General features: G+C 51.2%; 23 protein-coding genes, 1 tRNA gene and 1 pseudogene. 13 read left to right on the top strand and 12 right to left on the bottom strand.

The genetic code is table 11. From position 1 onward, the window contains the following. Window positions 1–63 precede the first annotated feature (63 nt). A pseudogene (locus I6L53_RS17305) lies at window positions 64–1,782 on the bottom strand (flagellar biosynthesis protein FlhA); the annotation flags it as partial. Here I6L53_RS17305 and lafU point away from each other — a divergent pair. Together lafU and dinB are read left to right on the top strand one after the other, a co-directional pair. Then, complete coding sequence (gene lafU, locus I6L53_RS17300) at window positions 1,745–2,608, top strand: putative lateral flagellar export/assembly protein LafU (RefSeq protein ID WP_084196659.1); 864 nt, start codon at window positions 1,745–1,747, stop codon at window positions 2,606–2,608. The pseudogene I6L53_RS17305 and the gene lafU sit on opposite strands and share 38 nt — an antisense overlap. Window positions 2,609–2,773: 165 nt before the next feature. After that, complete coding sequence (gene dinB, locus I6L53_RS17295) at window positions 2,774–3,829, top strand: DNA polymerase IV (RefSeq protein WP_042324805.1); 1,056 nt, start codon at window positions 2,774–2,776, stop codon at window positions 3,827–3,829. 134 nt (window positions 3,830–3,963) lie between these two features. Here the strand turns inward: dinB and pepD are convergent, their stop codons facing one another. Then, window positions 3,964–5,421, bottom strand: a complete 1,458-nt coding sequence (gene pepD / locus I6L53_RS17290; RefSeq protein ID WP_042324803.1) for a cytosol nonspecific dipeptidase — start codon at window positions 5,419–5,421, stop codon at window positions 3,964–3,966. Between the two features lie 259 nt (window positions 5,422–5,680). Here pepD and gpt point away from each other — a divergent pair, with 259 nt between their 5' ends. The 3 genes from gpt to crl all read left to right on the top strand — a co-directional run bounded on the left by gpt (window position 5,681) and on the right by crl (window position 7,942). Further along, on the top strand, window positions 5,681–6,139 hold the full coding sequence (gene gpt / locus I6L53_RS17285) for a xanthine phosphoribosyltransferase (RefSeq protein ID WP_042324801.1): 459 nt from the start codon (window positions 5,681–5,683) through the stop codon (window positions 6,137–6,139). A gap of 99 nt (window positions 6,140–6,238) precedes the next feature. Next, window positions 6,239–7,483 carry an esterase FrsA gene (gene frsA, locus I6L53_RS17280; protein ID WP_042324799.1) on the top strand — a complete coding sequence of 415 codons (1,245 nt, stop codon included), beginning with the start codon at window positions 6,239–6,241 and terminating at the stop codon, window positions 7,481–7,483. Between the two features lie 57 nt (window positions 7,484–7,540). After that, on the top strand, window positions 7,541–7,942 hold the full coding sequence (crl, locus tag I6L53_RS17275; protein WP_042324797.1) for a sigma factor-binding protein Crl: 402 nt from the start codon (window positions 7,541–7,543) through the stop codon (window positions 7,940–7,942). Between the two features lie 98 nt (window positions 7,943–8,040). Here the strand turns inward: crl and phoE are convergent, their stop codons facing one another. Next, window positions 8,041–9,093 carry a phosphoporin PhoE gene (gene phoE, locus I6L53_RS17270; protein ID WP_042324795.1) on the bottom strand — a complete coding sequence of 351 codons (1,053 nt, stop codon included), beginning with the start codon at window positions 9,091–9,093 and terminating at the stop codon, window positions 8,041–8,043. 288 nt (window positions 9,094–9,381) lie between these two features. On the opposite strand from phoE, the gene proB reads away from it, so the two are divergent. The 6 genes from proB (at window position 9,382) to I6L53_RS17240 (ending at window position 15,685) form a co-directional block, all read left to right on the top strand. Then, window positions 9,382–10,485 (top strand): glutamate 5-kinase, encoded by a 1,104-nt coding sequence (proB, locus tag I6L53_RS17265; RefSeq protein ID WP_042324793.1) that lies wholly within the window; start codon window positions 9,382–9,384, stop codon window positions 10,483–10,485. Window positions 10,486–10,496: 11 nt separating this feature from the next. Then, entirely contained in the window at window positions 10,497–11,750 is a 1,254-nt protein-coding gene (proA, locus tag I6L53_RS17260) for a glutamate-5-semialdehyde dehydrogenase (RefSeq protein WP_042324791.1), read from the top strand. A gap of 114 nt (window positions 11,751–11,864) precedes the next feature. Beyond that, window positions 11,865–11,940, top strand: a tRNA-Thr gene (locus I6L53_RS17255). Window positions 11,941–12,103: 163 nt separating this feature from the next. Next, the gene (locus tag I6L53_RS17250) at window positions 12,104–13,300 is read left to right on the top strand and encodes a tyrosine-type recombinase/integrase (RefSeq protein ID WP_042324789.1); all 1,197 of its coding nucleotides are present in this window, start codon (window positions 12,104–12,106) and stop codon (window positions 13,298–13,300) included. Between the two features lie 314 nt (window positions 13,301–13,614). Then, window positions 13,615–14,745: a DNA cytosine methyltransferase gene (locus I6L53_RS17245; protein ID WP_042324788.1), complete on the top strand. Its 1,131-nt coding sequence runs from the start codon at window positions 13,615–13,617 to the stop codon at window positions 14,743–14,745. Beyond that, window positions 14,702–15,685: an HNH endonuclease gene (locus I6L53_RS17240; RefSeq protein WP_042324786.1), complete on the top strand. Its 984-nt coding sequence runs from the start codon at window positions 14,702–14,704 to the stop codon at window positions 15,683–15,685. Before I6L53_RS17245 ends, I6L53_RS17240 begins: the two co-directional genes overlap by 44 nt. A gap of 784 nt (window positions 15,686–16,469) precedes the next feature. Here the strand turns inward: I6L53_RS17240 and I6L53_RS17235 are convergent. The 3 genes from I6L53_RS17235 to I6L53_RS17225 all read right to left on the bottom strand — a co-directional run bounded on the left by I6L53_RS17235 (window position 16,470) and on the right by I6L53_RS17225 (window position 18,042). Then, window positions 16,470–16,820 (bottom strand): helix-turn-helix domain-containing protein, encoded by a 351-nt coding sequence (locus tag I6L53_RS17235; protein WP_042324784.1) that lies wholly within the window; start codon window positions 16,818–16,820, stop codon window positions 16,470–16,472. Between the two features lie 55 nt (window positions 16,821–16,875). Further along, window positions 16,876–17,127 (bottom strand): YdgH/BhsA/McbA family protein, encoded by a 252-nt coding sequence (locus I6L53_RS17230; protein ID WP_042324782.1) that lies wholly within the window; start codon window positions 17,125–17,127, stop codon window positions 16,876–16,878. A 141-nt stretch (window positions 17,128–17,268) separates the two neighbouring features. Then, the gene (locus tag I6L53_RS17225; RefSeq protein WP_042324780.1) at window positions 17,269–18,042 is read right to left on the bottom strand and encodes an SDR family oxidoreductase; all 774 of its coding nucleotides are present in this window, start codon (window positions 18,040–18,042) and stop codon (window positions 17,269–17,271) included. Between the two features lie 148 nt (window positions 18,043–18,190). Between I6L53_RS17225 and I6L53_RS17220 the strand changes: the two genes are divergently transcribed. Next, window positions 18,191–19,084, top strand: a complete 894-nt coding sequence (locus tag I6L53_RS17220; protein WP_042324778.1) for a LysR family transcriptional regulator — start codon at window positions 18,191–18,193, stop codon at window positions 19,082–19,084. A 34-nt stretch (window positions 19,085–19,118) separates the two neighbouring features. Here I6L53_RS17220 and I6L53_RS17215 read toward each other — a convergent pair whose 3' ends face one another. Both I6L53_RS17215 and I6L53_RS17210 read right to left on the bottom strand, forming a co-directional pair. Beyond that, window positions 19,119–20,108 carry an aldo/keto reductase gene (locus I6L53_RS17215; RefSeq protein WP_042324777.1) on the bottom strand — a complete coding sequence of 330 codons (990 nt, stop codon included), beginning with the start codon at window positions 20,106–20,108 and terminating at the stop codon, window positions 19,119–19,121. A 26-nt stretch (window positions 20,109–20,134) separates the two neighbouring features. Continuing rightward, complete coding sequence (locus tag I6L53_RS17210; protein WP_042324775.1) at window positions 20,135–20,986, bottom strand: aldo/keto reductase; 852 nt, start codon at window positions 20,984–20,986, stop codon at window positions 20,135–20,137. Window positions 20,987–21,359: 373 nt separating this feature from the next. On the opposite strand from I6L53_RS17210, the gene I6L53_RS17205 reads away from it, so the two are divergent. After that, window positions 21,360–22,298 carry a restriction endonuclease gene (locus I6L53_RS17205; RefSeq protein WP_139267370.1) on the top strand — a complete coding sequence of 313 codons (939 nt, stop codon included), beginning with the start codon at window positions 21,360–21,362 and terminating at the stop codon, window positions 22,296–22,298. Between the two features lie 184 nt (window positions 22,299–22,482). Here the strand turns inward: I6L53_RS17205 and I6L53_RS17200 are convergent, their stop codons facing one another. From I6L53_RS17200 to I6L53_RS17185, 4 genes are all read right to left on the bottom strand, one after another. Then, window positions 22,483–23,547, bottom strand: coding sequence for an alpha/beta hydrolase (locus I6L53_RS17200; protein ID WP_042324770.1), 1,065 nt, complete (start codon window positions 23,545–23,547; stop codon window positions 22,483–22,485). 107 nt (window positions 23,548–23,654) lie between these two features. Next, complete coding sequence (locus I6L53_RS17195) at window positions 23,655–24,239, bottom strand: flavodoxin (RefSeq protein WP_042324768.1); 585 nt, start codon at window positions 24,237–24,239, stop codon at window positions 23,655–23,657. Between the two features lie 9 nt (window positions 24,240–24,248). Next, window positions 24,249–25,010 carry a carboxymuconolactone decarboxylase family protein gene (locus tag I6L53_RS17190; protein ID WP_042324767.1) on the bottom strand — a complete coding sequence of 254 codons (762 nt, stop codon included), beginning with the start codon at window positions 25,008–25,010 and terminating at the stop codon, window positions 24,249–24,251. Next, on the bottom strand, window positions 24,988–25,467 hold the full coding sequence (locus tag I6L53_RS17185) for a (R)-mandelonitrile lyase (protein WP_042324765.1): 480 nt from the start codon (window positions 25,465–25,467) through the stop codon (window positions 24,988–24,990). The genes I6L53_RS17190 and I6L53_RS17185 overlap by 23 nt, the downstream gene beginning before the upstream one ends. Window positions 25,468–25,531: the final 64 nt, after the last annotated feature.

The following is a 25,531-nucleotide window of genomic DNA, read 5'->3' as shown; positions in this document are numbered from 1 at the left end:
CCTTGTCGCGTCAGCGTTATAAAGCGGCAGAATAGCGGCCAACTTAAACCGACGAGCTACGATTTAACTCAACGCGCCCATAATTTTCAGTTCCAGCTCATCTGACACTTCGTTATAAGACAGAACGTTCAGGCCCGGCGCGAAGAGTCGGGCGTAGCGCGCCAGCAGCGGGCGTAACTGCGGTGCGACCAGCAGAACCGGCTCTTTGCCTGCGGCTTTCATCTGCTCTTTAATCTGCGGCATGTTGCTCTGGAACTGACTTAGCATATTCGGATCCACTGGCACACTGTCGAGCATCACCTTACCGCTCTGCTGCGCCTGATTCACCACGTTAGAAAGCAGATTTTCCAGTTCGTTATTCAGCGTATAAACCGCCAGTTCCTGCTTACGCACGAACTGGTGCGTAATGCTGCGACGCAGCGCAAGACGGATATCAGCCACCAGCAGAATGGGGTCTTTCGTCACACTACTGCTGGCGACCAGCACGGTGGCGATGGTGACGATATCGCGCAGTGAAACACCTTCAATCAGCAATGCGCGATACACTTTCAGCAACTGGCTGTAATTCAGCGCGGCGCTGAGATCTTCCGCCAGCCGCGGAGCCATCGAAGAGAGTCGGTTATGCAGTTGGGTAATATCGTCGTAGTTGAACAGATCGGGAATGTAACTGCGCACCACCTTATTTACGTGAGTGGCAATGACACTGGCGCAGTCAATCACCTGATAACCCATATTCAATGCTTTTGCTTTCTGCGCTGCCTGAATCCAGGTCACCGGCATATTGTAAGCCGGGTCATTGCCTAATATGCCGTCAATCTCGCCGTAGGTTTCGCTGGAAGACAGCGCCATCAGGCGGTCGGACGGGATATCGGCCTCATCGGCCTTAATACCATTGATATAGATCGCGTACTGGCTGGGCTTTAACCTGAAATTTTCACGAATGCGAATTTCTGGCAGCAATACGCCATTAGTATCGGAAATCACCTGACGCACGCCGCGAATACGCTGGGTCAGCGGATTACCTTTTGATTTATCCACCAGTGAAACCAGCTTATACCCCAGGCTCAGGCTGATGGGTTCAATCAGGGGGATGGTTTCCCAGGTGACCTGCTGCTCGGTCGTTTCGACGATGGTTTTCGTCAGCGTTTCGAGGTTTTTCTCTTCGGCTTCGGCGGTTTTCGGACGTTTACTCATCCGCCATGCGGTGAAGCCCAGCAGGCCGCTGAACACGAGGAAGGGAAAGTGCGGCATTCCTGGAACCACCGCCAGCACGAACATAATGCTGGTGGCGGTATAGAGTACCGAAGGACTGGCCAGCAACTGTGCGCGGACATCGGTGGCAATATCGCCATTGTCGCTGACGCGGGTCACGATAATTGCGGCGGCGGTGGAAAGCAGCAGGGAAGGGATCTGTGCAACCAGTCCATCACCAATGGTCATCAGCACGTACTGCTGGAATGCGGCTTCAGCGCTAAGATCGTATTTGAAAATACCGATGCACACGCCGCCGATCAGGTTGATCGCCAGAATCATCATGCCGGCGATGGCATCGCCGCGGACAAACTTCGAGGCCCCGTCCATCGCGCCGTAGAAATCCGCTTCGCTGGCGACGTCCTTACGCCGCGTCTGCGCCTGCTGCTGGTTAATAAGACCCGCGTTCAGATCGGCGTCGATTGCCATCTGTTTACCCGGCATCGCGTCGAGGGTAAAACGGGCGGACACTTCGGAGATACGTTCGGCACCTTTGGTAACCACGATAAAGTTGATTGTGAACAGCGTCAGTAAATCCGATCGTGAAAACATCGTGGCGGCGCTGCATGGTCAGTCGATTTTCAACGGCGGCGGACTGACGCCGCTCAATAAGATTGGTCAAAAACCGATTACGCGTACGGTAAGCAATAACAACAAGTCGCGTAATCAACCGGGCAAGGAGGAACTGACCTCGCCGAAAGAAGTGGTGCAGGTGAGTGATGAAACTGAAAAGAAAGTGCGTGATGTGAATGAAAAGACGTCGTTGCTGAAGAGAAAGTCAGCTTCAGAATTGGGGGAGCTCGCGACCAGCATCAATATTGTCGCCCGCAATGCCCACATGGAAACCAACCTGGAAATGGAGATTGTACCGCAGGGGTTACGTGTGCTGATTAAAGACGACCAGAATCGCAATATGTTTGAGCGAGGCAGCGCGAGGATCATGCCGTTCTTTAGATCGCTGTTGGTGGAACTGGCTCCGGTATTTGACTCACTGGACAATAAGATCATTATCACCGGGCATACCGATGCGATGGGCTATAAAAACAATATCTATAACAACTGGAATCTGTCAGGCGACAGAGCGTTGTCAGCTCGCCGCGTACTGGAAGAAGCTGGAATGCCTGATGATAAAGTGATGCAGGTGAGCGCAATGGCTGACCAGATGCTACTGGATAGTAAAAACCCACAAAGTGCGGGCAACCGGCGCATCGAAATTATGATCCTGACCCAGAGTGCAGCGGATACGTTGTATCAGTATTTTGGTCAGCATGGTGAAAAGGTCGTACAACCGCTGGTCGAAAAACTCGATAAAAAACAGCAGATCGCCGCATTGCATCACAAGGTACGACCGCAATAATTTGTGCATATTGATCCCCCGTGCCGGACGGGGGAATAGTGCCCTGGCATGGCGGCGGCATTCTACTCAGCCTGAACCCGCCAGTATGGCGTTGTCTGGTGCGTACAATCCTTTCCCACGTTAAAATAACACTGTATACTTAAACAGTATTGTGGGGGATGAGTGATGCGTAAAATCATACATGTTGATATGGACTGTTTTTTCGCAGCGGTTGAGATGCGTGACAACCCGGCGCTGCGCGACATCCCTATTGCGATTGGCGGCAGCCGCGAACGCAGAGGCGTCATCAGTACCGCCAACTATCCCGCCCGTAAATTTGGCGTGCGCAGCGCGATGCCCACCGGGATGGCGCTGAAGCTGTGCCCGCACCTCATGCTATTACCCGGGCGCTACGAAGCCTATAAAGAAGCCTCCCGCCAGATTCAGGACATCTTTTCACGCTACACTGCATTAATTGAGCCACTGTCCCTGGATGAAGCGTATCTGGATGTCACGGACAGCATGCACTGTCATGGTTCGGCAACGCTCATCGCCCAGGAGATCCGCCAGACTATCTTCAACGAACTGCAACTTACCGCCTCGGCGGGCGTGGCGCCGGTGAAGTTTCTGGCCAAGATCGCCTCCGATCTGAATAAACCCAACGGGCAATATGTCATTACGCCGGATGCTGTGCCGGCGTTCCTCAGGACGTTACCACTGGGTAAAATTCCCGGCGTCGGTAAAGTGTCTGCAGCAAAGCTGGAAAGCATGGGGCTACGCACCTGCGGTGATGTGCAGCAGTTCGATCTGGCGACATTACTTAAGCGCTTCGGTAAGTTTGGTCGGGTACTGTGGGAGCGCAGTCAGGGAATCGACGATCGGGACGTCAATAATGAACGCTTACGAAAATCGATCGGCGTCGAACGCACAATGGCGGAAGACATTCATGAGTGGTCCGACTGTGAAGCGATTATTGAGCGGTTATATCCGGAACTTGAGCGACGGCTGGCGAAAGTGAAACCCGATCTGCTCATCGCCCGTCAGGGGGTGAAGCTAAAGTTTAATGATTTTCAGCAAACCACTCAGGAACACGTCTGGCCGCGACTGAATAAAGAAGATCTGATTTCTACCGCGCGTAAAACCTGGGACGAGCGCCGGGGAGGGCGGGGGGTACGCCTGGTGGGGCTGCACGTTACGCTGCTCGATCCGCAACTGGAACGGCAGTTATTACTGGGGTTATAACCGCGATGAATAACGGGTATGAAACTGCCGGATGGCGTTTCACTTATCCGGCCTACAAATCTGTTGACAGTTCGTAGGCCGGATAAGGCGCAACGCACCGCCATCCGGCAAGATTAAAGCATAACGATCGTGACTTACTTCGTCGGAATCGCTTTCAGCAGTTCGGTCAGAAGCCGCCAGTAATGACTGACGCTTTCGATATGCACTTGCTCATCCGGTGAGTGTGGGCCGGTGATGGTTGGCCCGATAGAGACCATATCCATATTTGGGTATGGCTTTTTAAACAGACCGCATTCCAGACCCGCGTGGATAATCTGGATGTTCGGCGTCTTGTTGAACAGACGCTGATAGGTTTCGCGCACCAGATGCATCACCGGGGAGTTCGCATCCGGCTGCCAGCCAGGGTAGCTCCCTTTAGCTTCGGTTTTCGCGCCCGCCAGTTTGCCCAGGGAATCCAGCATGCTAACGACATAATCTTTACCCGTGTCGATCAGCGAACGGATCAGACAATGGATTTCGACGTTGTCATCGGTCATGGTGACGACACCCACGTTCAGTGAGGTTTCAACCACGCCCTTTGCGACGTCGGAATTGCGGATCACGCCGTTCGGCGTCGCGTTCAACAGACGGATAAAGCCGTCACGAGACTGCGCCGTCAGTGCCGCTTTATCGTTCGCAGCGCTCTCCAGCAGAACCACCAGGTTTTTCTCTTTTTCGGCCAGTTCGTTTTTCAGAATGTCCTGATAAGCGTTGACCTGCGCCTTCAGCGCATCAACCTTGTCCGCTGCGACGGCGACGGTCGCAAAGGCTTCACGCGGAATCGCGTTACGCAGCGTACCGCCGTTGAAATCGACCAGACGCAGATCCAGCTCTTCAGCATGACCCGCCAGGAAACGAACCAACAGTTTGTTCGCGTTGCCAAGACCGACGTGGATTTCGCCACCGGAGTGACCGCCTTTCAGCCCTTTCAGGGTCAGCTTAACGGTCTGGAAGCCTGCCGGAACGGCTTCACGGGTCAGGGGCAGGTTAGAGGTGAAGTCGATCCCCCCCGCGCAACCCATGTAGATCTCACCTTCTTCTTCAGAATCGGTGTTGATCAGAATGTCCGCCTGCAACCAGTTGGCCTGCAGGCCAAATGCACCGTCCATCCCCGCTTCTTCCGTCATCGTCAGCAGTACTTCCAGCGGACCGTGAACGACGCTGTCGTCAGCCAGAACGGCCAGTGCGGAAGCCATCCCGATGCCGTTATCGGCACCCAGCGTGGTGCCACGCGCTTTTACCCATTCGCCGTCGATATAAGGCTGGATCGGATCTTTCGTGAAATCGTGCACGGTGTCGTTGTTTTTCTGCGGCACCATATCCAGGTGCGCTTGCAGAACCACCGGTTTACGGTTTTCCATTCCTGCGCTGGCCGGTTTGCGAATCAGGATATTGCCCACCTGGTCGCGCTCAACGTGGAAACCTTTTTCGTTTGCCCAGCCAATGATGTGCTCAGCGAGTTGCTCTTCGTGATAGGACGGGTGAGGAATAGAGCAGATTTTTGCAAAAATATCCCACAGCGGTTGCGGCGAGAGTTGAGACAGTTCTGACACGATAAGTCTCCTTTAGGTGCCCTGCAAACAAGCTTGCAGGTCACAGGGTTAGCAGGTTAATTATTACCACAAGTCAGGCTTGCGAGATGCGTTTGAGAATACCACTTTCTGCGCCCGCTGCGAGTATAAAGCACGTAAAAAGAGGGCCCGATTCCGCGAAACACTGGTTTTTGGTGGCTCAGATCTCTATAATCTCGCGCAACCTATTTCCCCCTTGAACACTTTGTAAGCCGTAGATAAACAGGCTGGGACACTTCACATGAGCGAAAAATACGTCGTCACCTGGGACATGCTGCAGATTCATGCACGCAAACTGGCAAACCGCCTGATGCCTTCAGAACAGTGGAAAGGCATTATTGCCGTTAGCCGTGGTGGTCTGGTGCCGGGCGCATTGCTGGCACGTGAACTGGGCATTCGTCATGTCGATACCGTATGCATTTCCAGCTACGATCACGACAACCAGCGTGAGCTGAAAATTCTCAAGCGCGCAGAAGGCGACGGTGAAGGTTTTATCGTCATCGACGATCTGGTGGATACCGGCGGTACCGCTGTGGCCATCCGTGAAATGTATCCAAAAGCGCACTTTGTCACTATCTTTGCAAAACCGGCGGGCCGCCCGTTAGTCGATGATTATGTGATTGATATCCCGCAGGATACCTGGATTGAGCAGCCGTGGGATATGGGTGTGACCTTTATTCCGCCGATTTCTGGCCGCTAATCTCTGACTTTTTCAACGCCTGGCACTGCCGGGCGTTGTTCTATTTAGCCGGTGTCGGGTTACAATGTGCCTCAGTAAGTACTTCAGGAGGCTGCATCAATGTCACAGGCTAATCTTAGCGAAATCCTGTTCAAACCCCGTTTTAAACATCCCGAAACGTCGACTCTGGTCCGCCGTTTTAATGCCGGGACGCAGCCGCCCGTGCAATCAGCGCTGGATGGCAAGAATATCCCCCACTGGTATCGCATGATTAACCGCCTGATGTGGATTTGGCGCGGGGTGGATCCGCGAGAAATTCTTGATGTCCAGGCGCGTATCGTGATGAGCGACGCCGAACGCACCGATGCTGAGCTTTACGATACGGTGATCGGTTACCGTGGCGGCAACTGGATTTATGAATGGGCTAAACAGGCGATGGACTGGCAACAGAAAGCCTGCCAGGAAACGGATCCTGAGCGCAGTGGGCGTCACTGGCTGCACGCCTCGACGTTATACAACATCGCCGCCTATCCGCACCTGAAAGGGGACGATCTGGCGGAACAGGCACAGGCATTGTCTAACCGGGCTTATGAGGAAGCCGCGCAGCGACTGCCGGGAACGCTACGTGAGATGGAGTTTTCGGTGCCCGGCGGTTCCCCCGTCACCGGGTTCTTGCATATGCCAAAAGGCGACGGCCCGTTCCCGACGGTGCTCATGTGCGGTGGCCTGGATTCGATGCAAACCGATTACTACACCCTGTATGAGCGCTATTTCGCACCGCGTGGCATTGCCATGCTCACGCTGGATATGCCTTCCGTCGGTTTCTCTTCAAAGTGGAAGCTCTCTCAGGACTCCAGTCTGCTGCACCAGCATGTGCTGAAATCGCTGCCGAATGTACCGTGGGTGGATCATACCCGAGTGGCGGCGTTCGGATTCCGTTTCGGTGCCAACGTGGCGGTGCGTCTGGCCTATCTTGAATCACCGCGTCTGAAAGCGGTGGCCTGTCTTGGTCCGGTTGTCCATGCATTGCTGAGTGATCCACTGCGTCAGGGGGCGGTACCGGAAATGTATCTTGACGTTCTGGCGAGTCGACTGGGAATGCACGATGCGTCCGATGAAGCGCTGCGCGTGGAGCTTAATCGCTATTCGCTGAAGGTGCAGGGGCTGCTCGGCAGACGTTGCCCGACGCCAATGCTGTCGGGCTTCTGGAAGAACGATCCGTTTAGCCCGGAAGAGGAGTCGCGCTTAATCACGTCTTCATCTTCTGACGGTAAGTTGCTGGAGATTCCATTCAATCCGGTGTATCGCAATTTTGACAATGCGTTACAGGAAATCACCCGCTGGATTGAAAAGAGATTGTGTTAATAATTTGCTAAATTCTACTGTTTTGGTAAAACAGTTGCTTCACAACAGGAGATCGCAATGACGTTACCGAGTGGACACCCGAAGAGCAGATTGATCAAGAAATTCACCGCGCTTGGCCCCTATATCCGGGAAGGAAAGTGCGAAGATAATCGATTCTTTTTCGATTGTCTGGCTGTTTGCGTCAACGTGAAGCCCGCGCCTGAACTGCGCGAATTCTGGGGTTGGTGGATGGAACTTGAAGCGCAGGAAAAGCGTTTCACCTATAGCTACAAATTTGGTCTGTTTGACAAAGCGGGCGACTGGACGACCGTTCCGATCAAAGATAAAGAAGTCGTTGAGCGACTGGAATATACCTTGCGCGAGTTTCATGAGAAGTTGCGTGAGCTGTTAAACACGCTGCATTTGTCGCTGGAACCGGCTGACGATTTTCGTGATGAGCCGGTGAAGTTAACGGCGTAATCCAATAAAAGAGGCCGGATAATTTATCCGGCCTCTTTTTTTTCCGTCTTCAGACCGGATAAGACGCCAGAGCGCCATCATCCGATACCTTCACGGAATCAGAACTGATACGTCATGCCCAGCGCCACGATGTCATCGCTGTTGACGCCCAGTTTGTTATTGTCATCAATCTGGTTGATTTTATAATCAACAAAAGCCGACATATTCTTGTTGAAATAATACGTCGCACCAACGTCGATATATTTCACGATATCTTCATCACCGATACCTTCAATATCTTTGCCTTTCGACTGAACGTAACCGATGGACGGACGCAGGCCAAAATCAAACTGATATTGCGCGACGGCTTCGAAGTTTTGCGCTTTGTTAGCAAAACCACCAGAGATCGGTGCCATGTTGCGGGTTTCAGAATAGATGGTCGCCAGATAGATGTCGTTGCCATCGTATTTCAGACCCGTCGCCCAACCTTCAGCATTCTGGCCATGGCCGCGTGTTTGCAGGTTTTGCTCATTGGTACGGTCAGAGTTGGCGTAGGCACCAATGACGGCGAAATCGCTGCCGCCGAAGTCGTAGCTCAGTGAGGTCCCGAAGCCGTCACCGTTCTGTTTCTTCACGTCACGGTTTTCGTTTTTACCCTGATATTGCAGGGTCATGTTCAGACCGTCGATCATGCCGAAGAAGTCGGTGTTACGGTATGTCGCCAGGCCGCTGGCGCGTTTGGTCATAAAGTTATCGGTCTGTGCCAGACCGTCACCACCAAATTCAGGGAACATATCTGTCCAGGCGGCAACGTCATACAGTGCGCCCAGGTTACGACCATAATCGAAAGAACCGATATCTTTCAGTTTGACCCCGGCAAACGCCAGACGCGTTTTCTGACCAGATTCGCTCTCGGTTTTGTTGCCCGCAAATTCAGCTTCCCAGCGACCGTAGCCGGTCAACTGATCGTTAATCTGTGTTTCGCCTTTAAAACCAAAGCGGACGTAAGTCTGGTCGCCGTCTTTGTCATCATTATCGCTGAAATAGTGCATCGCTTTGACTTTGCCATACACATCCAGTTTATTACCGTCTTTGTTAAACACTTCCGCTGCCTGCACGGATGCCGATGCCACAATACTCATCACCACTAATGCCAGAGTGCTCTTTTTCATTTTCAGTCCTGATTTAAAGTACGCGCTACTATTTACTGGGTGTGATCCCCGTTGAAAGACAGGAGGGTTTTTATCGTTCTGGGGTGAAGGTTTTATGACAAAGTAAGAATAATTTTAAAAAAGGATGTTTTTCTGTTTCGGTAATACAAACGTCAAAAACTGCCGCTACGCTTGCTGATCCAGCACAATAAAATTCCATGCTTTATGCGCTGCTTGTTGGCAACCGGGGCCAGTCCTGCTAAAACGTTCGTTTACTATCATTTTCCCTATTTTGAACGGCAGAGAATCATGAGTGACAGCCAGACGCTGGTGGTAAAACTCGGCACCAGTGTGCTAACGGGCGGATCGCGCCGCCTGAACCGTGCCCACATCGTAGAACTTGTTCGTCAGTGCGCGCAATTGCATGCCGCAGGACATCGTATTGTTATCGTCACCTCGGGCGCTATTGCTGCCGGGCGTGAACACCTGGGGTACCCGGAACTGCCTGCGACTATTGCCACCAAGCAACTGCTTGCGGCAGTCGGGCAGAGCCGGTTGATTCAACTGTGGGAACAGCTGTTTTCGATTTACGGCATTCACGTCGGGCAGATGCTGCTGACGCGAGCGGATATGGAAGACCGGGAGCGCTTTTTGAATGCGCGTGACACTCTGCGTGCGCTGCTGGATAACAATATCGTTCCGGTTATCAATGAGAACGATGCGGTTGCCACGGCGGAAATCAAAGTGGGGGATAACGATAATCTCTCTGCGCTGGCGGCGATCCTCGCCGGCGCAGACAAACTGCTGCTGTTAACCGACCAACAGGGGCTGTTCACCGCCGATCCACGAACCGATCCGCAGGCTGAGCTGATTAAAGATGTCTACGGGATTGATGACGCGCTGCGCGCTATTGCCGGCGACAGCGTGTCGGGGCTGGGAACGGGCGGCATGGGCACCAAGCTACAGGCCGCGGATGTCGCTTGTCGCGCCGGTATCGACACCATCATTGCCGCCGGCAGTAAGCCGGGCGTGATTGGCGACGTGATGGAAGGGATCTCTGTCGGCACCCGCTTCCACGCGCAGGCTTCTCCGCTGGAGAACCGCAAGCGCTGGATCTTCGGCGCGCCGCCGGCCGGTGAAATTACCGTTGATGAAGGGGCGACGGCAGCTATTCTGGAGCGCGGTAGTTCCCTGCTGCCAAAAGGTATTAAAAGCGTGACAGGCAACTTCTCACGTGGTGAAGTGATCCGCATCTGTAATCTGGAAGGGCGCGATATCGCCCATGGCGTGAGCCGCTACAACAGCGATGCGCTGCGCCGCATTGCCGGACACCACTCCCAGCAGATCGACGCGATTCTGGGCTATGAATATGGCCCGGTCGCCGTCCATCGCGATGACATGATTACCCGTTAAGGAGCAGATAAATGCTGGAAAAAATGGGCATTGCTGCCAAAGCGGCGTCGTACAAACTGGCGCTGCTCTCCAGCCGCGAAAAAAATCGCGTCCTGGAACAAATAGCTGATGAGCTTGAAGCACAAACGGAAACTATCCTGAACGCGAATGCGCAGGACGTAGCTGAAGCGCGTGCAAACGGTCTGAGCGAGGCGATGCTCGATCGCCTGGCGCTGACGCCGACGCGGCTGAAAGCGATTGCTGATGATGTTCGTCAGGTCTGTAAGCTGGCGGATCCGGTCGGTCAGGTAATTGACGGGGGACTGCTGGACAGCGGACTGCGTCTGGAACGTCGCCGCGTGCCGCTGGGCGTGATTGGCGTCATTTATGAAGCGCGACCGAACGTCACTGTCGATGTTGCCTCCCTGTGCCTGAAAACGGGCAATGCGGCGATTCTGCGCGGTGGAAAAGAGACCTATCGTACGAATGCCGCCACCGTGCGTGTGATCCAGCAGGCGTTAATCTCCTGCGGGTTACCGGAAGCGGCGGTTCAGGCGATTGAAAGTCCCGATCGTGCGTTGGTGAATGAGATGCTGCGCATGGATAAGCATATCGACATGTTGATCCCTCGTGGTGGCGCGGGCTTACATAAGTTGTGCCGTGAGCAGTCGACCATTCCGGTGATCACCGGCGGGATTGGTGTTTGCCATATCTTTGTTGACGATAGCGCTGAGATTGCCCCGGCGCTGAAGATTATCGTCAATGCGAAAACGCAACGTCCGAGTACCTGTAACACGGTCGAGACGCTGTTGGTGCATCAGGATATCGCTGCGCGTTTCCTGCCCCCGCTGAGTCAGCAGATGGCTGAGAGTGGCGTGACGCTGCATGCAGATGAGCGCTCGTTTGCCCCGTTGAGCGCGGGGCCTGCGAACGTGGTGGCGGTAAAAGCGGAAGAATTTGACGACGAGTTCCTGTCGCTGGATCTGAATGTCAAAATTGTCGCCGATCTGGATGACGCTATCGCGCATATTCGCGCGCACGGCACCCAGCACTCCGACGCCATCCTGACACGCACCATGTACAACGCGAACCGTTTTGTGAATGAAGTGGACTCGTCTGCGGTGTACGTCAATGCCTCTACCCGTTTTACCGATGGCGGGCAGTTTGGTCTTGGTGCGGAAGTTGCCGTTAGCACGCAAAAATTACATGCACGCGGTCCAATGGGGCTGGAAGCGCTGACCACCTACAAGTGGATCGGCTTTGGTGATGATACGATTCGTGCCTAATTAACGCCGGGTGATGCAAAATCAGCCACTTGATTCGCAAGGCTATTGACGCATCACTCGGTTAGTTTTAACCTTCTACCCCGTGTTCACACTCGTGGGCATGTCCTTATCAGGGCCGATATAGCTCAGTTGGTAGAGCAGCGCATTCGTAATGCGAAGGTCGTAGGTTCGACTCCTATTATCGGCACCATTTCAGACTCTTCCCAAGTCTACCGAAATCAACTTAAAGCCCGTATACTGCGACTTCAAGCCCGTATTTTATCTCCTGTTATCAACTGGACTGAACCGGAATCAAGTTACAGTTGGGGGCATAAGTGGGGGCATTCTGTGTTCGGTCCAGGGAGATGCCCCCAATGAAGCTTAATGCGCGACAGGTAGACGCTGCTAAACCCAGAGAGAAAGCCTATAAGCTGGCAGATGGTGCTGGTTTGTATCTTGAAGTCGTTCCCTCTGGTTCTCGATACTGGCGAATGAAATATCGCTTCAATGGAAAAGAGAAGCGTATGGCTTTTGGGGTCTATCCGGCAGTGTCCCTTGCACAAGCGAGGGCACTGCGTGATGAAGCTAAGAAAAAGCTGGCCGAGGGTATCGATCCGTCTTTCGCAAAGAAAGAAGAAAAGCTGGTTCGGGATGTGCAACTCAACAACACGTTCCAGTCTGTGGCGCTTGAGTGGCACGGAACGAAGGTGAGCCGTTGGTCAGAAGGTTATGCCTCCGACATTATCGAAGCTTTCAATAAAGATATTTTCCCCTATATCGGCCAACTGCCGGTGAATGAAATCAAACCGCTGGTTCTGCTTAATGTGCTGCATCGTATGGAAAGCCGTGGCGCGACAGAGAAGGCTAAGAAGGTTCGCCAGCGCTGCAGCGAAGTCTTTCGTTACGCCATCGTTACCGGCCGTGCGGAATACAATCCTGCGGCGGATCTAACCAGCGCGATGTCAGGACATGAATCGAAGCATTATCCCTTCCTTACCGTTGAGGAGTTACCAGACTTCTTTAAAGCTCTCTCTAGCTATACAGGTAGCCCGTTAGTTGTTCTTGCCGCACGTTTGCTAATCCTTACGGGAGTTCGTACCGGCGAGCTTCGGGGGGCTTTCTGGAGTGAGTTTGATCTTGAGAAAGCGGTGTGGGAAATACCTGCAGAGCGAATGAAGATGAAACGGCCTCACCTTGTCCCCCTCTCTACCCAAGCGCTGGAAATCATACAGCGGCTCAAAGTGATGTCTGGACAATATCCTCTGGTATTCCCAGGGCGTAATGATCCCCGTAAGACGATGAGTGAAGCGAGCATTAATCAGGTATTCAAACGGATTGGATATACAGGAAAGGTTACGGGACATGGTTTTAGGCACACGATGAGTACGATTTTGCATGAGGAAGGGTTCAATACAGCATGGATTGAAACCCAGCTGGCTCACGTTGATAAGAATGCGATTCGCGGGACGTATAACCACGCGTTATATCTGGAAGGGCGGAGGGAGATGATGCAGTGGTATGCAGATTATATTGATAATATGGGGAAATATAAACTAATCATTGCATTATGATACTATTGTTAAATTGGTCGTTTATTAGTAGATAGCGTGAAATCTAAAGCTTAGCTCCTCCGTTTTGGAGGAGTTCAACCCCAGTAATTTTTTGTACTGATTTACATTTGCGTCTGACTGTCTGCTTAGTGCTGTGAGTTCAACCGATGGATGCAACACATTGAACTCACAGCCAGAAGCGTACATTCAGCCCATACGCGCGTTGGCACTTCATCTGAGCCAAGTTTCCACTGGTGGTACTGTGCATACATACAGATTCACTTTATGATAGACTTATCTGTCGAGACTGAAGCGGGATACGGGATACTGTCTGAATGAGTAAAACCAATAAATTAAAGATCATTGATCTGTTTTGTGGCGCTGGCGGCTTGTCCTGCGGCTTCATGAAAGGGAAGAATGGCGCTCATTTTGAAAGCGTTCTGGCTCTGGACAATGATAAGGCGGCCATCAGAACGTACAACGCCAACTTTGGCGAGCATGGCATCGTCACCAACATAGAAGAGTGGATCACGGAAAATACCGTGCCTGAAGCGGATATTGTTATCGGTGGGCCGCCGTGTCAGGGGTTCAGTTTACTCAATAAAAACCGGGAAGGGGACCATCGACGCGCGCTCTGGGAACCGTACATGGACATCATTGAGCGATCGGGCGCTTCTGTCTTTGTGATGGAAAATGTCCCGGGTCTGTTAACCAGTGATGAATTCCAGGATATCCGTGAACGTGCGGAGAGTATGGGTTTTTTGCTTCTCAACCCTTCTGTGCTGAATACGGCAGACTATGGTGCCCCCCAGACGCGTAAACGTGCCATTGCGATCGGCATTAAGAAAGACCGTTTTGTGCGGGGGGGCATCCCTGCGTTCCCACCTGCGCCGTCGCATCGGCATCCCGATAAAGCCGGAGATCTGCCTGCCTGGCTGACGGTCAGAGAATTCATCGGTGATTTACCGGAGCCGGTTGGTACAGAAGTGCGCGATCTGCCTCCGCCTTTAGATCTGCATTTTGGGCGAAACCCGACTGCACTGTCTCAGGAGCGTTATCGTGCTGTGCCGGTCGGCGGAAACCGTTTCGACTTACAAAAAAACAGACCCGATATTACGCCTGCCTGCTGGATCAAAAAAACGTCCGGTGGTACGGATTTGTTTGGCCGTTTGTGGTGGGAACGTCCTTCCGTAACGATTCGCACCGAGTTCTTCAAACCCGAGAAAGGGCGTTATCTGCATCCGGAATCACACCGCCCAATTACGCACCGGGAAGCGGCGCGCCTGATGAGTTTCCCGGATGATTTTGTTTTCCTTGGATCAAAAACCGAGATCGCACGTCAGATTGGAAACGCGGTTCCGCCCGTGTTTGCGCAAAAAATTGCGACCTATGTGCTTACTTTAATGGAATATCAGATTCAACATGGCGAGAAGATCGAAGAAGAGCGAACCGGAAACGCTGCGTAAACAGCTCCTGGCGTTAATTACCGATTTTGAACACAAGCTCGCAGAGGACTCCCTGCGGGAACAGGTTCTTTCTCTCATCCCTGCCAACCATCTGCTGCGGGATCTCGGCAGCTCTCTGATGCATGAGGAGGGCTGTAATTCGGCACGCGACCGTATTCTGGCTTATCTCATCAAATATCCGCGCGTCATCATTCACGGGGATGAACTGATGGTGGTGGCTGGGATAAGTGAGTATGCGCGGCGGATAAGAGAGCTCCGGGTCCAGTTTGGCTGGTCCGTATTAAGCGGTACCACGCTGAAGGAAATGATTGAACAGGATGAGATAACGCTGGAGGAACTCCAGGCCCGCACAATGACCGCTCTTAAAACGGATGTCTATGCGCTGATGACAACAGAACAGGACAGGGAGGCCGCCCTGCGATGGAATGAGGCCAATGTTCTGCGGCGAAGTAAGCTTTCGACGAAAGACAAAATTCTCTCCTATCTGCGTAAAAACGTTGGCCGTCCGGTAACGGGCGAAGAGTTACGTTATCTTGCAAACGACAGTAAGGAATGGGCCCGCCGTACACGCGAGCTGCGTACCGAAGAGGGCTGGCCGATCGCCACTAGGAATTCAGGCCGACCGGAGCTTGAAGTGGGGGCCTATTTGCTCGAGGAAGATCGTCAGGCTGAGGTACATGACCGGAAAATTCCTGATCCGGTGCGCGTAGCCGTCCTTGAGCGCGATCATCACGCCTGCCGGAACTGTGGCTGGTCGCACGCCCGTAAAACAGCAAATGACCCCCGAACGTTCCTTGAATTGCATCATATAGAGCATCATGCTGACGGCGGTGAAAATACGCTGGATAACTTAATTACGCTCTGTAATGTCTGCCATGATGACGTGCACCGCCGTAAAGTGTCGGGGGAGGCGCTTTTACTTCTGTTGAAGGGAGCCTGACATTCGCGGGTGTTAGCGTAATTTGTTACGGGCAGGTCATTCATTTGCGTAGCTGCAGTAACGTGCTAGCGGGATTTTCCTATTGAACCCCGGGGGGGCCTGCGATCAGCCGCTCGCGACAGTCAGCAGTGCTCTGTATGAAACAAGAGCACGGCCGCTAAAGACACCGACATTTTCTGGTTTCACTCCTTCACGCTTTGAGAGAATTACTCCCGCCCAATCCCGGGCCATTTCAGATAGCTATTTATAACTATACCCTCCACTATATAGCCGTGAATACGGAGACTCACTTCTCTACCTGGTTGCTGGCGTTTTTGTATATGGCGGCAGGGCTGATGCTTGCTCAGCGCATTATCATCTCAGCCAGCGGAATGCGCTATAGCGAATTTTTGAAGAATGTTCGCACCAAATTGTTTTCTAAAAAAAAGTGATATTGAAATAGCGTGAGAGCTTACTTTGTTAATTCATCACTTCGATTGAAGGTCCGCTGTTCGCTCACAGCGGACCTTCAGCTCTGTTAGTTTGTCTGCTCAGTGCCATGAATCGACTGCAAGGGTAAATAAGATATCTAAAAGTTAATGGTTTGCCACGATGGGTATATTGTTGAGATATCGATCTGGTTCTGGTAGATATTTTGGCTGATGTGTAATGGCTGAAGGTCATGGTCTAGACATTGTATGTTAAAAACTAGGCAGAGCTTTGTTCCGAACAAGAAGCTTCTAGACCAAAATTTTTGATTCTGGAATAAATTATTTTTTTGTTATGTTACGTAAGGTTGATAGCTTTAAACTGTTAATATTTTTTTTCTCTTTACGGCGTTTCTATATCTCAATGGTGGCAATTTGTATTTTTTAGAGAAGACTCTCGTAAATGTTTGCTGGGAATCGAATCCATATTTATAGGCTATACCCATCACTGGCTCATTAGTCTCGATGAGATCTTTAGCTGCAAGTTTAAGTTTTTTATCTCTTATATATTTTCCAAGGCTGACCTCTTTCACCTGTACAAAAATACGCTGAAGATGCCACTTGGAGTATCCTGCCCGCGCAGCAACATCCTCTATCTTCAGCGGTTTATGTAAGTTTGAATCAATCCATTGAGTTATCTCGTCGATGATGTCTTCTGTTCTAAACATAGAACGACGCTCACTATAAGAGGGCTGAGACACATCCTGTCGGGATGCTAATGATTTACTTATAGATTTCAGCAACCCCGTGCAACCGGTTATTCCCCGTGGTTGACAGAATTTTGAACGATGTTGCTCCTTGCTCATCAGCCTTACGAGAGAGCGCATTCGATAAATCATCAAGCGTATAGGCATTGCTGGTTGAGACTACACCAATCTTTTCTTTCCCATCTGCATGGTTAATTTCCTGAGCTGCAGAGGCGGCATTCACAGATATAAAACCCATGACCAATGTAGTAATAAGTAGTGCTTTCATATTTAATACCTCTTTTAAAATCTATGTTTAAAACTGGATTCGTATCAGGGGAACTATCCCCGTCTGTATATGTAAATATACAGACATAAGCTGACATGAGGCTGACCGCTATATGACAAAATTGTCAGGGTTGTAGATTGGTTAATTTTTTGAATACAGGTTCAGTTCGTTAATAATGCACTCAGGTTCTTCACGCAGAGGCATATTGTCTATGTCCAGAACCCCATCATTTTTTTGTGGATCATCAGACTGTAGGTCTGCAAACAGTGGGGTAAGATCCTGCTGTGCTTCGCCTTGCTCAGCTACCAGCTCGAACGTTTTATTTTTTGCCTCGTCGTGGGTCAGGGCACTGACCAGAACCGCTGCGATTTGCTCCCGGGATATCACACCATCTTCCGGTGTTCCCGCATGGCGACGATCTCCCTGAAGCATAACGATTCTGTGTTCATCATCATTGTTGTAATCAAACCAGCCGGGCCTGACGATGGTATAGGGGTGACCGCTGGCCCTGACCAGACGCTCGGCACGTCTTTTCCAGTCATGAACCTCAGTGCGTTGATTCCAGGTGCTGAGCCGCTCAGTCACGCCAATCGTGGTCATCAGGCTGATACGAACAGGCGTATTCTTGAAAATTCGTAAAATATTACGTACTCCGCCGTAATCGATCGCTCTGGCACCAATACGACCCTGACCATCGGAACCGAGCGTGAAGATGATGGCATCAATATCTTTCGGCAATTCGGTGAGTGTTTCCGGCATTGAAACATCGCCGTAAAAAACATCTGTTCCACGAGGAAGCAATTTTACTTTGCGTTTATTTCTGACCAGCGCGACGGGCTGATGGCCCATTTTTATTGCGGTATTCACGACATGAAGGCCAATGCTTCCTGTCGCCCCTGCAACGAGTATTTTCATGATAAACCTTCTGATAATTCAGACTTATTTTCGATACAACCAGAATATCAATTATCATTATTGTCAGTAATGGGGCTAAAATGATTGTGTCTATGAACACCCTTCATGAGTGTGCGATGAAGGGAATGCCTCCATAAGGAAATCGCCGATGCTCAAAGAAAATTTCAACGAACTGCAAATCTTTCTTGTGGTGGCAAGGGAGCGAAGTTTTACCAAAGCAGCGGGTAAACTGGGCGTTTCTCAGTCTGCACTCAGCCACGCGATGAAGGCCCTGGAGGAAAGGCTGAATATTCGCCTTCTGACCCGCACGACCCGAAGCGTTGCCCCTACGGAAGCCGGTGAGAGAATTATTGCCTGCCTTGAACCTCGCATTGCCGATCTTGAACAGGAACTGGAATCGCTTGTTCAACTGAACGGCACCGCCTCCGGCAATATCCGTTTATCTGCAGGGGAGCATGCCGTGCGAAGTCTGGTATGGCCGAAGCTAAAACCCTTCCTCAGGGAATACCCGGAAATCAATGTTGAACTGGTCGTTGATAACGGCTTTGTCGATATTGTTGAGGGGCGTTTTGATGCCGGGATCCGTCTGGGCGAAAGCGTGGATAAGGACATGATTGCGGTAAGAATTGGGCCGGACATGAGAATGGCTGTGGTAGGAGCGCCGTCTTATTTCGCTGCAAATCCTGCACCTGAAACGCCGCACGAGCTACAAAATCATCGGTGTATCAATATGCGCCTGCCGACAGCCGGTGGGCTTTACCACTGGGAGTTTGAGAAGGATGGGAAACCGTTACGGGTCAGAGTGGAAGGGCAGGTAACCTTTAATCTGCAGGCAGAAAGGATTGATGCGGCGTTATCCGGTTTTGGCATTGCCTGTATACCTGAAGACAGGGTGCAGGATTATATAAAGTCGGGAGAACTTATTCAGGTTTTGCAGGAGTGGTGCCCATCTTTCCCCGGATATTACCTCTACTACCCGAGCCGCAAGCAGCATCCGCCCGCATTTGCGCTGATGATCGATGCGCTTCGCTACCAGGAATAAAGGGTCCGCCAATCTCAGCGGACCCGCCCGGGTATTAACGGCCTACGCGGGCCTGGTGCTCAGGAGAGTAACGTTCGCCGACGACTTTAATCGTCTCAAGCGCCTGGGTTATCTGCCGTGAGTCATCCTGCGAAAGAATGATGTCGGCGGCCCCCAGGTTTTCCTCCAGCCGGTGCAGTTTCGTGGTACCAGGGATAGGAACAATCCACGGCTTTTGTGCCAGCAACCATGCCAGCGCGATTTGTGCCGACGTCACGCCTTTCTCTGCCGCCAGTTCACCCAGCAATGAGACCAGCTTTTCATTGGCTTCAATCGCCTGCCCGGCGAAACGCGGCACGGTGCTGCGGTAATCATCCTTGCCAAAAGTGGTTCCTGGCTTAATCGATCCCGTCAGGAATCCTTTGCCTAATGGGCTGAAGGGCACAAAACCAATACCCAGTTCCTCCAGTACCGGCAGGATCTCCTGCTCAGGCTCGCGCCACCACATTGAGTATTCGCTTTGTAGGGCCGTGACCGGTTGTACGGCATGCGCACGACGAATGGTTTGCGCACCCGCTTCGGACAGACCGAAATGTTTAACTTTGCCTTCAGCTATCAGGTCTTTTACCGTACCCGCAACATCTTCAATCGGGACGTCCGGATCGACACGGTGTTGATATAGCAGGTCAATGACATCAGTGTTAAGACGGCATAATGATCCTTCCACCGCTTCACGGATATGCTCCGGACGGCTGTTTAAAATCTGCTGCTTGTTGTCGTCGCCAAAAGTAAAACCAAACTTGGTGGCGATGACCACGCGGTCACGAAACGGTTTTAAGGCTTCGCCGACAACTTCTTCATTGAGGAAGGGGCCATACACTTCAGCGGTATCGAAGAAGGTGACGCCACGTTCAACCGCTGCGCGAATGAGCTCGATAGCCTGACGAGTATCGGTCGCCGGACCATAGCCGTGGCTTAAGCCCATGCAACCGAGCCCAAGCGCGGAGACTTCGAGTCGGGATTTACCCAGATAACGTTTTTGCATTCAATGAATACCTCTTTTATCGCGACTTAAACATCAAGTTTGCGGCCAGTCAGCCATTCCACCATCGCCGGGTCACGGTGAGAGAAGAAGGCGCTGGTTGCGGTGTCGAGGGCGGCAATCTGCAGCATATCTTCAGGGCTGAGTTCAAAATCGAGAATATTGATGTTCTCTTCCATGCGTTCTTTGCGCACCGATTTCGCCAGTGAAATGATGCCTCGCTGGAAGATCCAACGCAGCACAACCTGGCCCACGCTTTTGCCGTACTTCTGACCAATTGCCGTTAACACGGGATGCTGGAACAGACCATTTTTACCCTCAGCAAACGGTGCCCAGGCTTCCGGCTGAATGCCATGGCTTTGATTCCATGGAACGGCATGCAGCTGCTGGTTGAAGGGGTTTACTTCAATCTGGTTTACCGCAGGGGCCACTTTGTTGAAGGAGATAAGGTCAGCTAGCCGGTCTGGATGGAAGTTGCTAACGCCAATGGCGCGAATTTTTCCTGCCTGAAGCAGTTCTTCCATGGCACGCCAGGCTCCATGGACATCGCCGTAAGGCTGGTGAATCAGATACAGGTCGACGTAATCAAGTTGCAGCCGATTCAAGGAGCGTTCGAACTGGGCTTTAGCGCCTTCGTAATTGGTATCCTGTAGCCACAGTTTGGTCGTTACAAAAAGTTCGTTACGTGCGATACCGCTCTGTTTCAGAGCGTTCCCGACCTGGGTTTCATTCTGGTAAGACGCTGCGGTATCGATCAGGCGGTATCCCGTATCGATCGCATCAATAACGGCTCTTTCGCATTCAGCAGCATCCGTCATCTGGAAGACACCAAAGCCCAGCAGGGGCATTTCAATACCGTTGTTCAGTTTTGCAGTTTGCATGACGTTATCCTTCAGCTGTTGTGTCGGAAAAGCATAACGCAAACTGATTTATTCAATTAGATAGGGTAATTAGCTAGGGTTTATTAGTTTTGCTCATTAATTGTGTCATTATCTTGCCACCAAAAAGCATGCACAGTTGTTAGAACAAAGTTAGCATGCCCTATAGTTTATTAAGCTTTTAGCTGATGTTATAAGTAGATCTCAAATGATGATCAGCAACATCATGTTGCGTTAGTAAGTAGAGCTAAGTATTTGTAGCTTGTTGTTTGAATGAGGAAAAAGACATAACATGTAATCCAGAGAATTGCACTATTGCATGACCACCCCTTGGTGGAAAACCTGAAATGACACCAATTCAAGTAAGGAGAGTTAATTGAAGTCAATACTTAACTGGGTTATGAAAAATGGTTGGAATATATTTAGCTTTATTGGGGTGATAGGGACATTCTATTTTTCGCTTATATATGTTCCCGGTTATGTAAAAGATATAACTGCAGCAAAGGTAAATATCACGCATGAAAGCTTAGTGGATGATGTTCAAGAGTTATTATTTTATAATAAAAAACTAACAATTGATGATATCAATTCATTCATTAAGGCCAAAGAGTTAGAGCAAGGAACTCCTTACCCATACTCAGCTGATGAACTTTTATTACAAATCCAAGATCGCTTTATGGGAAACAAATTTATTCCATTAGAGAAAAGGGAGTCTCTAATGGATACAGTAAAATCTATTCGCTCCACATATTCAAAGCCAAAAGTTGCTGAGAAGAAAAGTATAAATGAAGATTCTCTAGTATCAATGTTTGTTTCCGCTATAGGAGCACTCATTGCAGCTATAGGTACATATAGTATTTTCAGGAAAATAAAAATTGATAAAGAAATTGAGGCTGATATTACTTCGGGTGATGTAATTAATAACTTGGTCTATCCAAATTTAACTCCAGGCTCGAAGGAGTTTGAAAGTATGGTTGGTGAAGTACTTAATGAACTTGGAGTGCTTTCAGAAAGAGTTGAAGCAGGAAAAGATGATGGTTATGACTTTGAGATTAAAACTCAAGAACAGAATTATATTGTTGAGGTGAAAAGGTATTCAAAACTACTCGGTTTGGCTACAGCTCGTGAATTTATATATAAAGTGAATCAATCAGGTAAGGGTGGTATTTTAATTGTTAGCTCTGGCTTTACCGAAAGAACAAAGCAACTTATAAATGAACATAATGCTTTATCTGAAAACCAAAAAGTATATCTTGTAGTGGCTAAGGCAAAGACTGAGCTTAAGGATATATTGGCTAAAATTTTACGGCTATAGTTTTGAAATTACCCGATTTGAGGGGTAGTAATTTTTTAGAGTTCTGATGTGGCTTGTTGAATAGGTTTGTTGGCTCATGTGTCATGTGCTTTATCATTAAGATAGCTATGGTTAAAAACTAATATGACTCTACCGAGTCCTCAGACACGAGGACTCGGTAGATTGGTCTGATGGGTCTATTCCACTACTGCAGTTTTTTTTCCTTCAGAAATTTACTCACCAAATCGGCAATCTGCACATTATTTAAATCAGAGAACGGGAAGTGGGTATTCCCTTTGATTCCCACTTCAGGTAGATGCGTCACCGTCACATCACCGCCATGCTTGTTCACCACGTCGCGCCACTCCCGAGCCATTGCAAGGCGTACGCGCCAGCTGTCCTGCGCGGGCATGGCGACAGGTTTATCCGGTATGTTATCGCCGTAAATAATAAGAATCGGGATTTTGGTCAGAGCCATAAACTGCTCCATCGGCACCGGCTCACCCTTCAGCGTGTCGAACGCGCTTGGCATAGGGGCAGGGAGCTCTTTTTCCGGGAAGACAAAGCTGCTACCGGGCTCGAAGGCGACAATGGCTTTGACCTTGTCATTTTTCATCGCCGTGTACCAGCCTGGCCCGCCACCCTGAGAGTGGGTGAAGAGGATAGCGGGGCCGGATTTATCCACTACTGCGGACATCGCATCAGAGATGACATTGATATCAAACGGCCCGGTATTCGGGGTCATCTGACGGAAATACTGATTCAGTGCTTCTTTGTCGTGAGAGAACTGAACGCCCTTAAAATACTCTGGCCACACGCCAACGCGGAACTGGTTAAACCACATTTGTTCATCCGGTTTAGGCGTAACCGTACCTTCTACCGTTGTGCGCCCGGCGCTGCCCCGGCGTGGCTGGTCGACAAGATAAGTTGAGAATCCACGACGCAGGAATATGTTCTGGAACCCTTCACGACCATCCGGGGTACTTTCCCAGGTACGGGAGAACTGACCTGCGCCGTGCAGCATGACGATAGGGTATTTATGCGGATTCTCGGGGATTTGGTAGAACACAGACGCATGATCGCCATGGTAGGTTTGGCCAGCAGAGTCCAGCGGCTTTTTCGCATCAAATGTTCCTGGGGCAGTGATGATGGTACCACCAGCAGAAAAGCTTCCCTGTTCCTGAATGACCAGCGGCTCGGCGTATACCGACTGAGTCACCAGGCCACCCGCCATGATGCAGATGGCCAGCGTTTTTAAGACAGTCTTCAAGATTACATCCTCTGTTATGTTTGCCGTTCAATCATATCTGAGTAGTCAGCGTTAATTATTTAGCACCCCTGATTGCCCTTATTTGGCAGACTCATGAATGCGGACGATTAACTACGTATCGTCTCTAACCAACGGGTAACCGTTTCAGTGGTTCTTCGCTCCTGGTCGCATTCAATGACCAGCGGTTTTTCCCGACGCGCAGTTGGGGCGAGACGGGCAAGGATGTCGTCGCTGTCTCCTTTACCGTAGCCACCGTGAGTAATGAAGGGGATGATTAACTTGCCCGCAAGGTTGTGGCTGCTGAGAAATGTTTGCACTACAGGCGGCACGCTGGTCCCCCAGATCGGAAAGCCTAAATACACGGTCTCGTAGCGTGAGATATCTGCAACGCTATTTTTTAATGCCGGTTTTACGCCTCGCTCACGCTCTTTTTTCGCCTGTTCAACGGTCTGAAAATAGTCTTCCGGATAAGGCGTAGCCGGTTCGATTTCAAACAGATCGGTATTCAGGCTGCGGTGAATGACGCCCGCAATCATCCGTGTATTTCCGCTGCGGGAAAAGTACGCCACCAGAACACGGCTTTTACCCTGCACGTTTGCGGTTCCGGTCGCCGCTGATGCCAAAGAAACGTTTGCCAGCGTCAGCCCGGCAAGTGCGGTGATTAACATTCTGCGGTTGGGATCATGCTCCATAACCCACTCCTACTTGTTTGAGAGCGCCTGCTGCAGCGCCTTTTCAGCTCGCGTTGCTGCATCACTTTCGCCATGTTCACGCAGAACCTGTGCCAGCTGGCACAGCTGCGCTGCCGTCAGGCCGACCCGCATGCTGGCTCGCGTATGCGACAACAGTTGTGATTCGACGCCCGGCGTGGCCGCTAATGCGCCAACCGTTGCCAGCTCGCGGCTTTGCCAGTCGAGGTTATCGCGGGCGAAAATGTCGCCGAAAAGGTGCGTTTGCAGGAACTGGTTAATGACCGGGGCAAAATCAAACAGCGGACCCTGGACGAGAGCTCCTGAGATTTTTGTCTGGTTTGCGGTACCAACGCGGCGAAGCTCATCCCCGACAGGGATCGGGGCAACCGGTTCTTTACCCTCAACGTCTTTGATACCTCGTTGTTTACGTGCTTCGACGACCTTCATCAGTTCACTAAGCCCATTCAGGCTACGGGGAAAGCCCGTATAGGCATAAAGCTGGACGAGAATCTCTTTGGTTTCGTTTATCGTGAGTCCTGCGTCAAGACCCTGATTCAGGGCGGCATTCAGCTTATCCATCTGACTGCTGGCCATCGATGCCGCAATCAACGGGATGGCCTGTTGGCGGGCTGACAGTGTATCGGAAACCGTTTGTTGGTGGTTCATTTCTGAGGCTCCTTTACTGACGGGCGCAGCATGTGCCGCGAGACCAAAACCAAAGGTCAGCAGTACCGCTGCCGCTAATGCTTTAATGGGCGTGGTATTGTTCATCTGTCACTAACTCCTTCCAGTTAACGCTTTTGCCATCCACAATCCCGGTTATCGCCAGATGCGTCATCGCGCTGCCGGGTGCCGCCCCGTGCCAGTGTTTGACGCCCGCCGGGCAAGAGACAACGTCACCGGCGCGGATAACCTGCACCGGCTGGCCTTCTTGTTGGGTGAGCCCAACCCCCGAGGTCACAATCAGCCGCTGACCTGCCGGATGCGTATGCCAGGCGGAACGAGCGCCGGGCTCAAAGGTGACATAAGCCCCGGAAACACGGATGTCGTTATCCGGTTTGAAGAGAGGGTCAACCCTGACGCGACCGGTAAAGTTCTCGGCGGGCCCATATACCGCGTTCTGACTTCCTGCGGGGGCGATATGGACCGTGGGATTTTGCTCCGCTGCCCAGGATGAAAATGTGAAGAGGGGCAGTAACAGCCCGAGGTGACGTAAATGTCTGATCATGCAAAGCGTCCTTATCTACGATGATGGAGAGGGTCTGCAATGATTCTAATCAGTGGGACATGTC

Source organism: Citrobacter farmeri (genome assembly GCF_019048065.1).
In the GTDB taxonomy this organism is placed as follows: Bacteria; Pseudomonadota; Gammaproteobacteria; order Enterobacterales; family Enterobacteriaceae; genus Citrobacter_A; species Citrobacter_A farmeri.
This window is presented reverse-complemented; position numbering and strand designations above follow the sequence as displayed.

What these genes read in the sequence shown, in the direction of transcription:
- I6L53_RS17215 (WP_042324777.1), bottom strand. Translation starts at nt 20,108, where the DNA reads ATGCAAAAACGTTATCTGGGTAAATCCCGACTCGAAGTCTCCGCGCTT.
- I6L53_RS17230 (WP_042324782.1), bottom strand. Translation starts at nt 17,127, where the DNA reads ATGAAAGCACTACTTATTACTACATTGGTCATGGGTTTTATATCTGTG.
- I6L53_RS17190 (WP_042324767.1), bottom strand. Translation starts at nt 25,010, where the DNA reads ATGAACAATACCACGCCCATTAAAGCATTAGCGGCAGCGGTACTGCTG.
- I6L53_RS17220 (WP_042324778.1), top strand. Translation starts at nt 18,191, where the DNA reads ATGCTCAAAGAAAATTTCAACGAACTGCAAATCTTTCTTGTGGTGGCA.
- proA (WP_042324791.1), top strand. Translation starts at nt 10,497, where the DNA reads ATGCTGGAAAAAATGGGCATTGCTGCCAAAGCGGCGTCGTACAAACTG.
- frsA (WP_042324799.1), top strand. Translation starts at nt 6,239, where the DNA reads ATGTCACAGGCTAATCTTAGCGAAATCCTGTTCAAACCCCGTTTTAAA.
- I6L53_RS17225 (WP_042324780.1), bottom strand. Translation starts at nt 18,042, where the DNA reads ATGAAAATACTCGTTGCAGGGGCGACAGGAAGCATTGGCCTTCATGTC.
- I6L53_RS17195 (WP_042324768.1), bottom strand. Translation starts at nt 24,239, where the DNA reads ATGGAGCATGATCCCAACCGCAGAATGTTAATCACCGCACTTGCCGGG.
- I6L53_RS17185 (WP_042324765.1), bottom strand. Translation starts at nt 25,467, where the DNA reads ATGATCAGACATTTACGTCACCTCGGGCTGTTACTGCCCCTCTTCACA.
- crl (WP_042324797.1), top strand. Translation starts at nt 7,541, where the DNA reads ATGACGTTACCGAGTGGACACCCGAAGAGCAGATTGATCAAGAAATTC.
- proB (WP_042324793.1), top strand. Translation starts at nt 9,382, where the DNA reads ATGAGTGACAGCCAGACGCTGGTGGTAAAACTCGGCACCAGTGTGCTA.
- gpt (WP_042324801.1), top strand. Translation starts at nt 5,681, where the DNA reads ATGAGCGAAAAATACGTCGTCACCTGGGACATGCTGCAGATTCATGCA.
- I6L53_RS17245 (WP_042324788.1), top strand. Translation starts at nt 13,615, where the DNA reads ATGAGTAAAACCAATAAATTAAAGATCATTGATCTGTTTTGTGGCGCT.
- dinB (WP_042324805.1), top strand. Translation starts at nt 2,774, where the DNA reads ATGCGTAAAATCATACATGTTGATATGGACTGTTTTTTCGCAGCGGTT.
- phoE (WP_042324795.1), bottom strand. Translation starts at nt 9,093, where the DNA reads ATGAAAAAGAGCACTCTGGCATTAGTGGTGATGAGTATTGTGGCATCG.
- I6L53_RS17240 (WP_042324786.1), top strand. Translation starts at nt 14,702, where the DNA reads ATGGCGAGAAGATCGAAGAAGAGCGAACCGGAAACGCTGCGTAAACAG.
- I6L53_RS17235 (WP_042324784.1), bottom strand. Translation starts at nt 16,820, where the DNA reads ATGTTTAGAACAGAAGACATCATCGACGAGATAACTCAATGGATTGAT.
- I6L53_RS17210 (WP_042324775.1), bottom strand. Translation starts at nt 20,986, where the DNA reads ATGCAAACTGCAAAACTGAACAACGGTATTGAAATGCCCCTGCTGGGC.
- I6L53_RS17250 (WP_042324789.1), top strand. Translation starts at nt 12,104, where the DNA reads ATGAAGCTTAATGCGCGACAGGTAGACGCTGCTAAACCCAGAGAGAAA.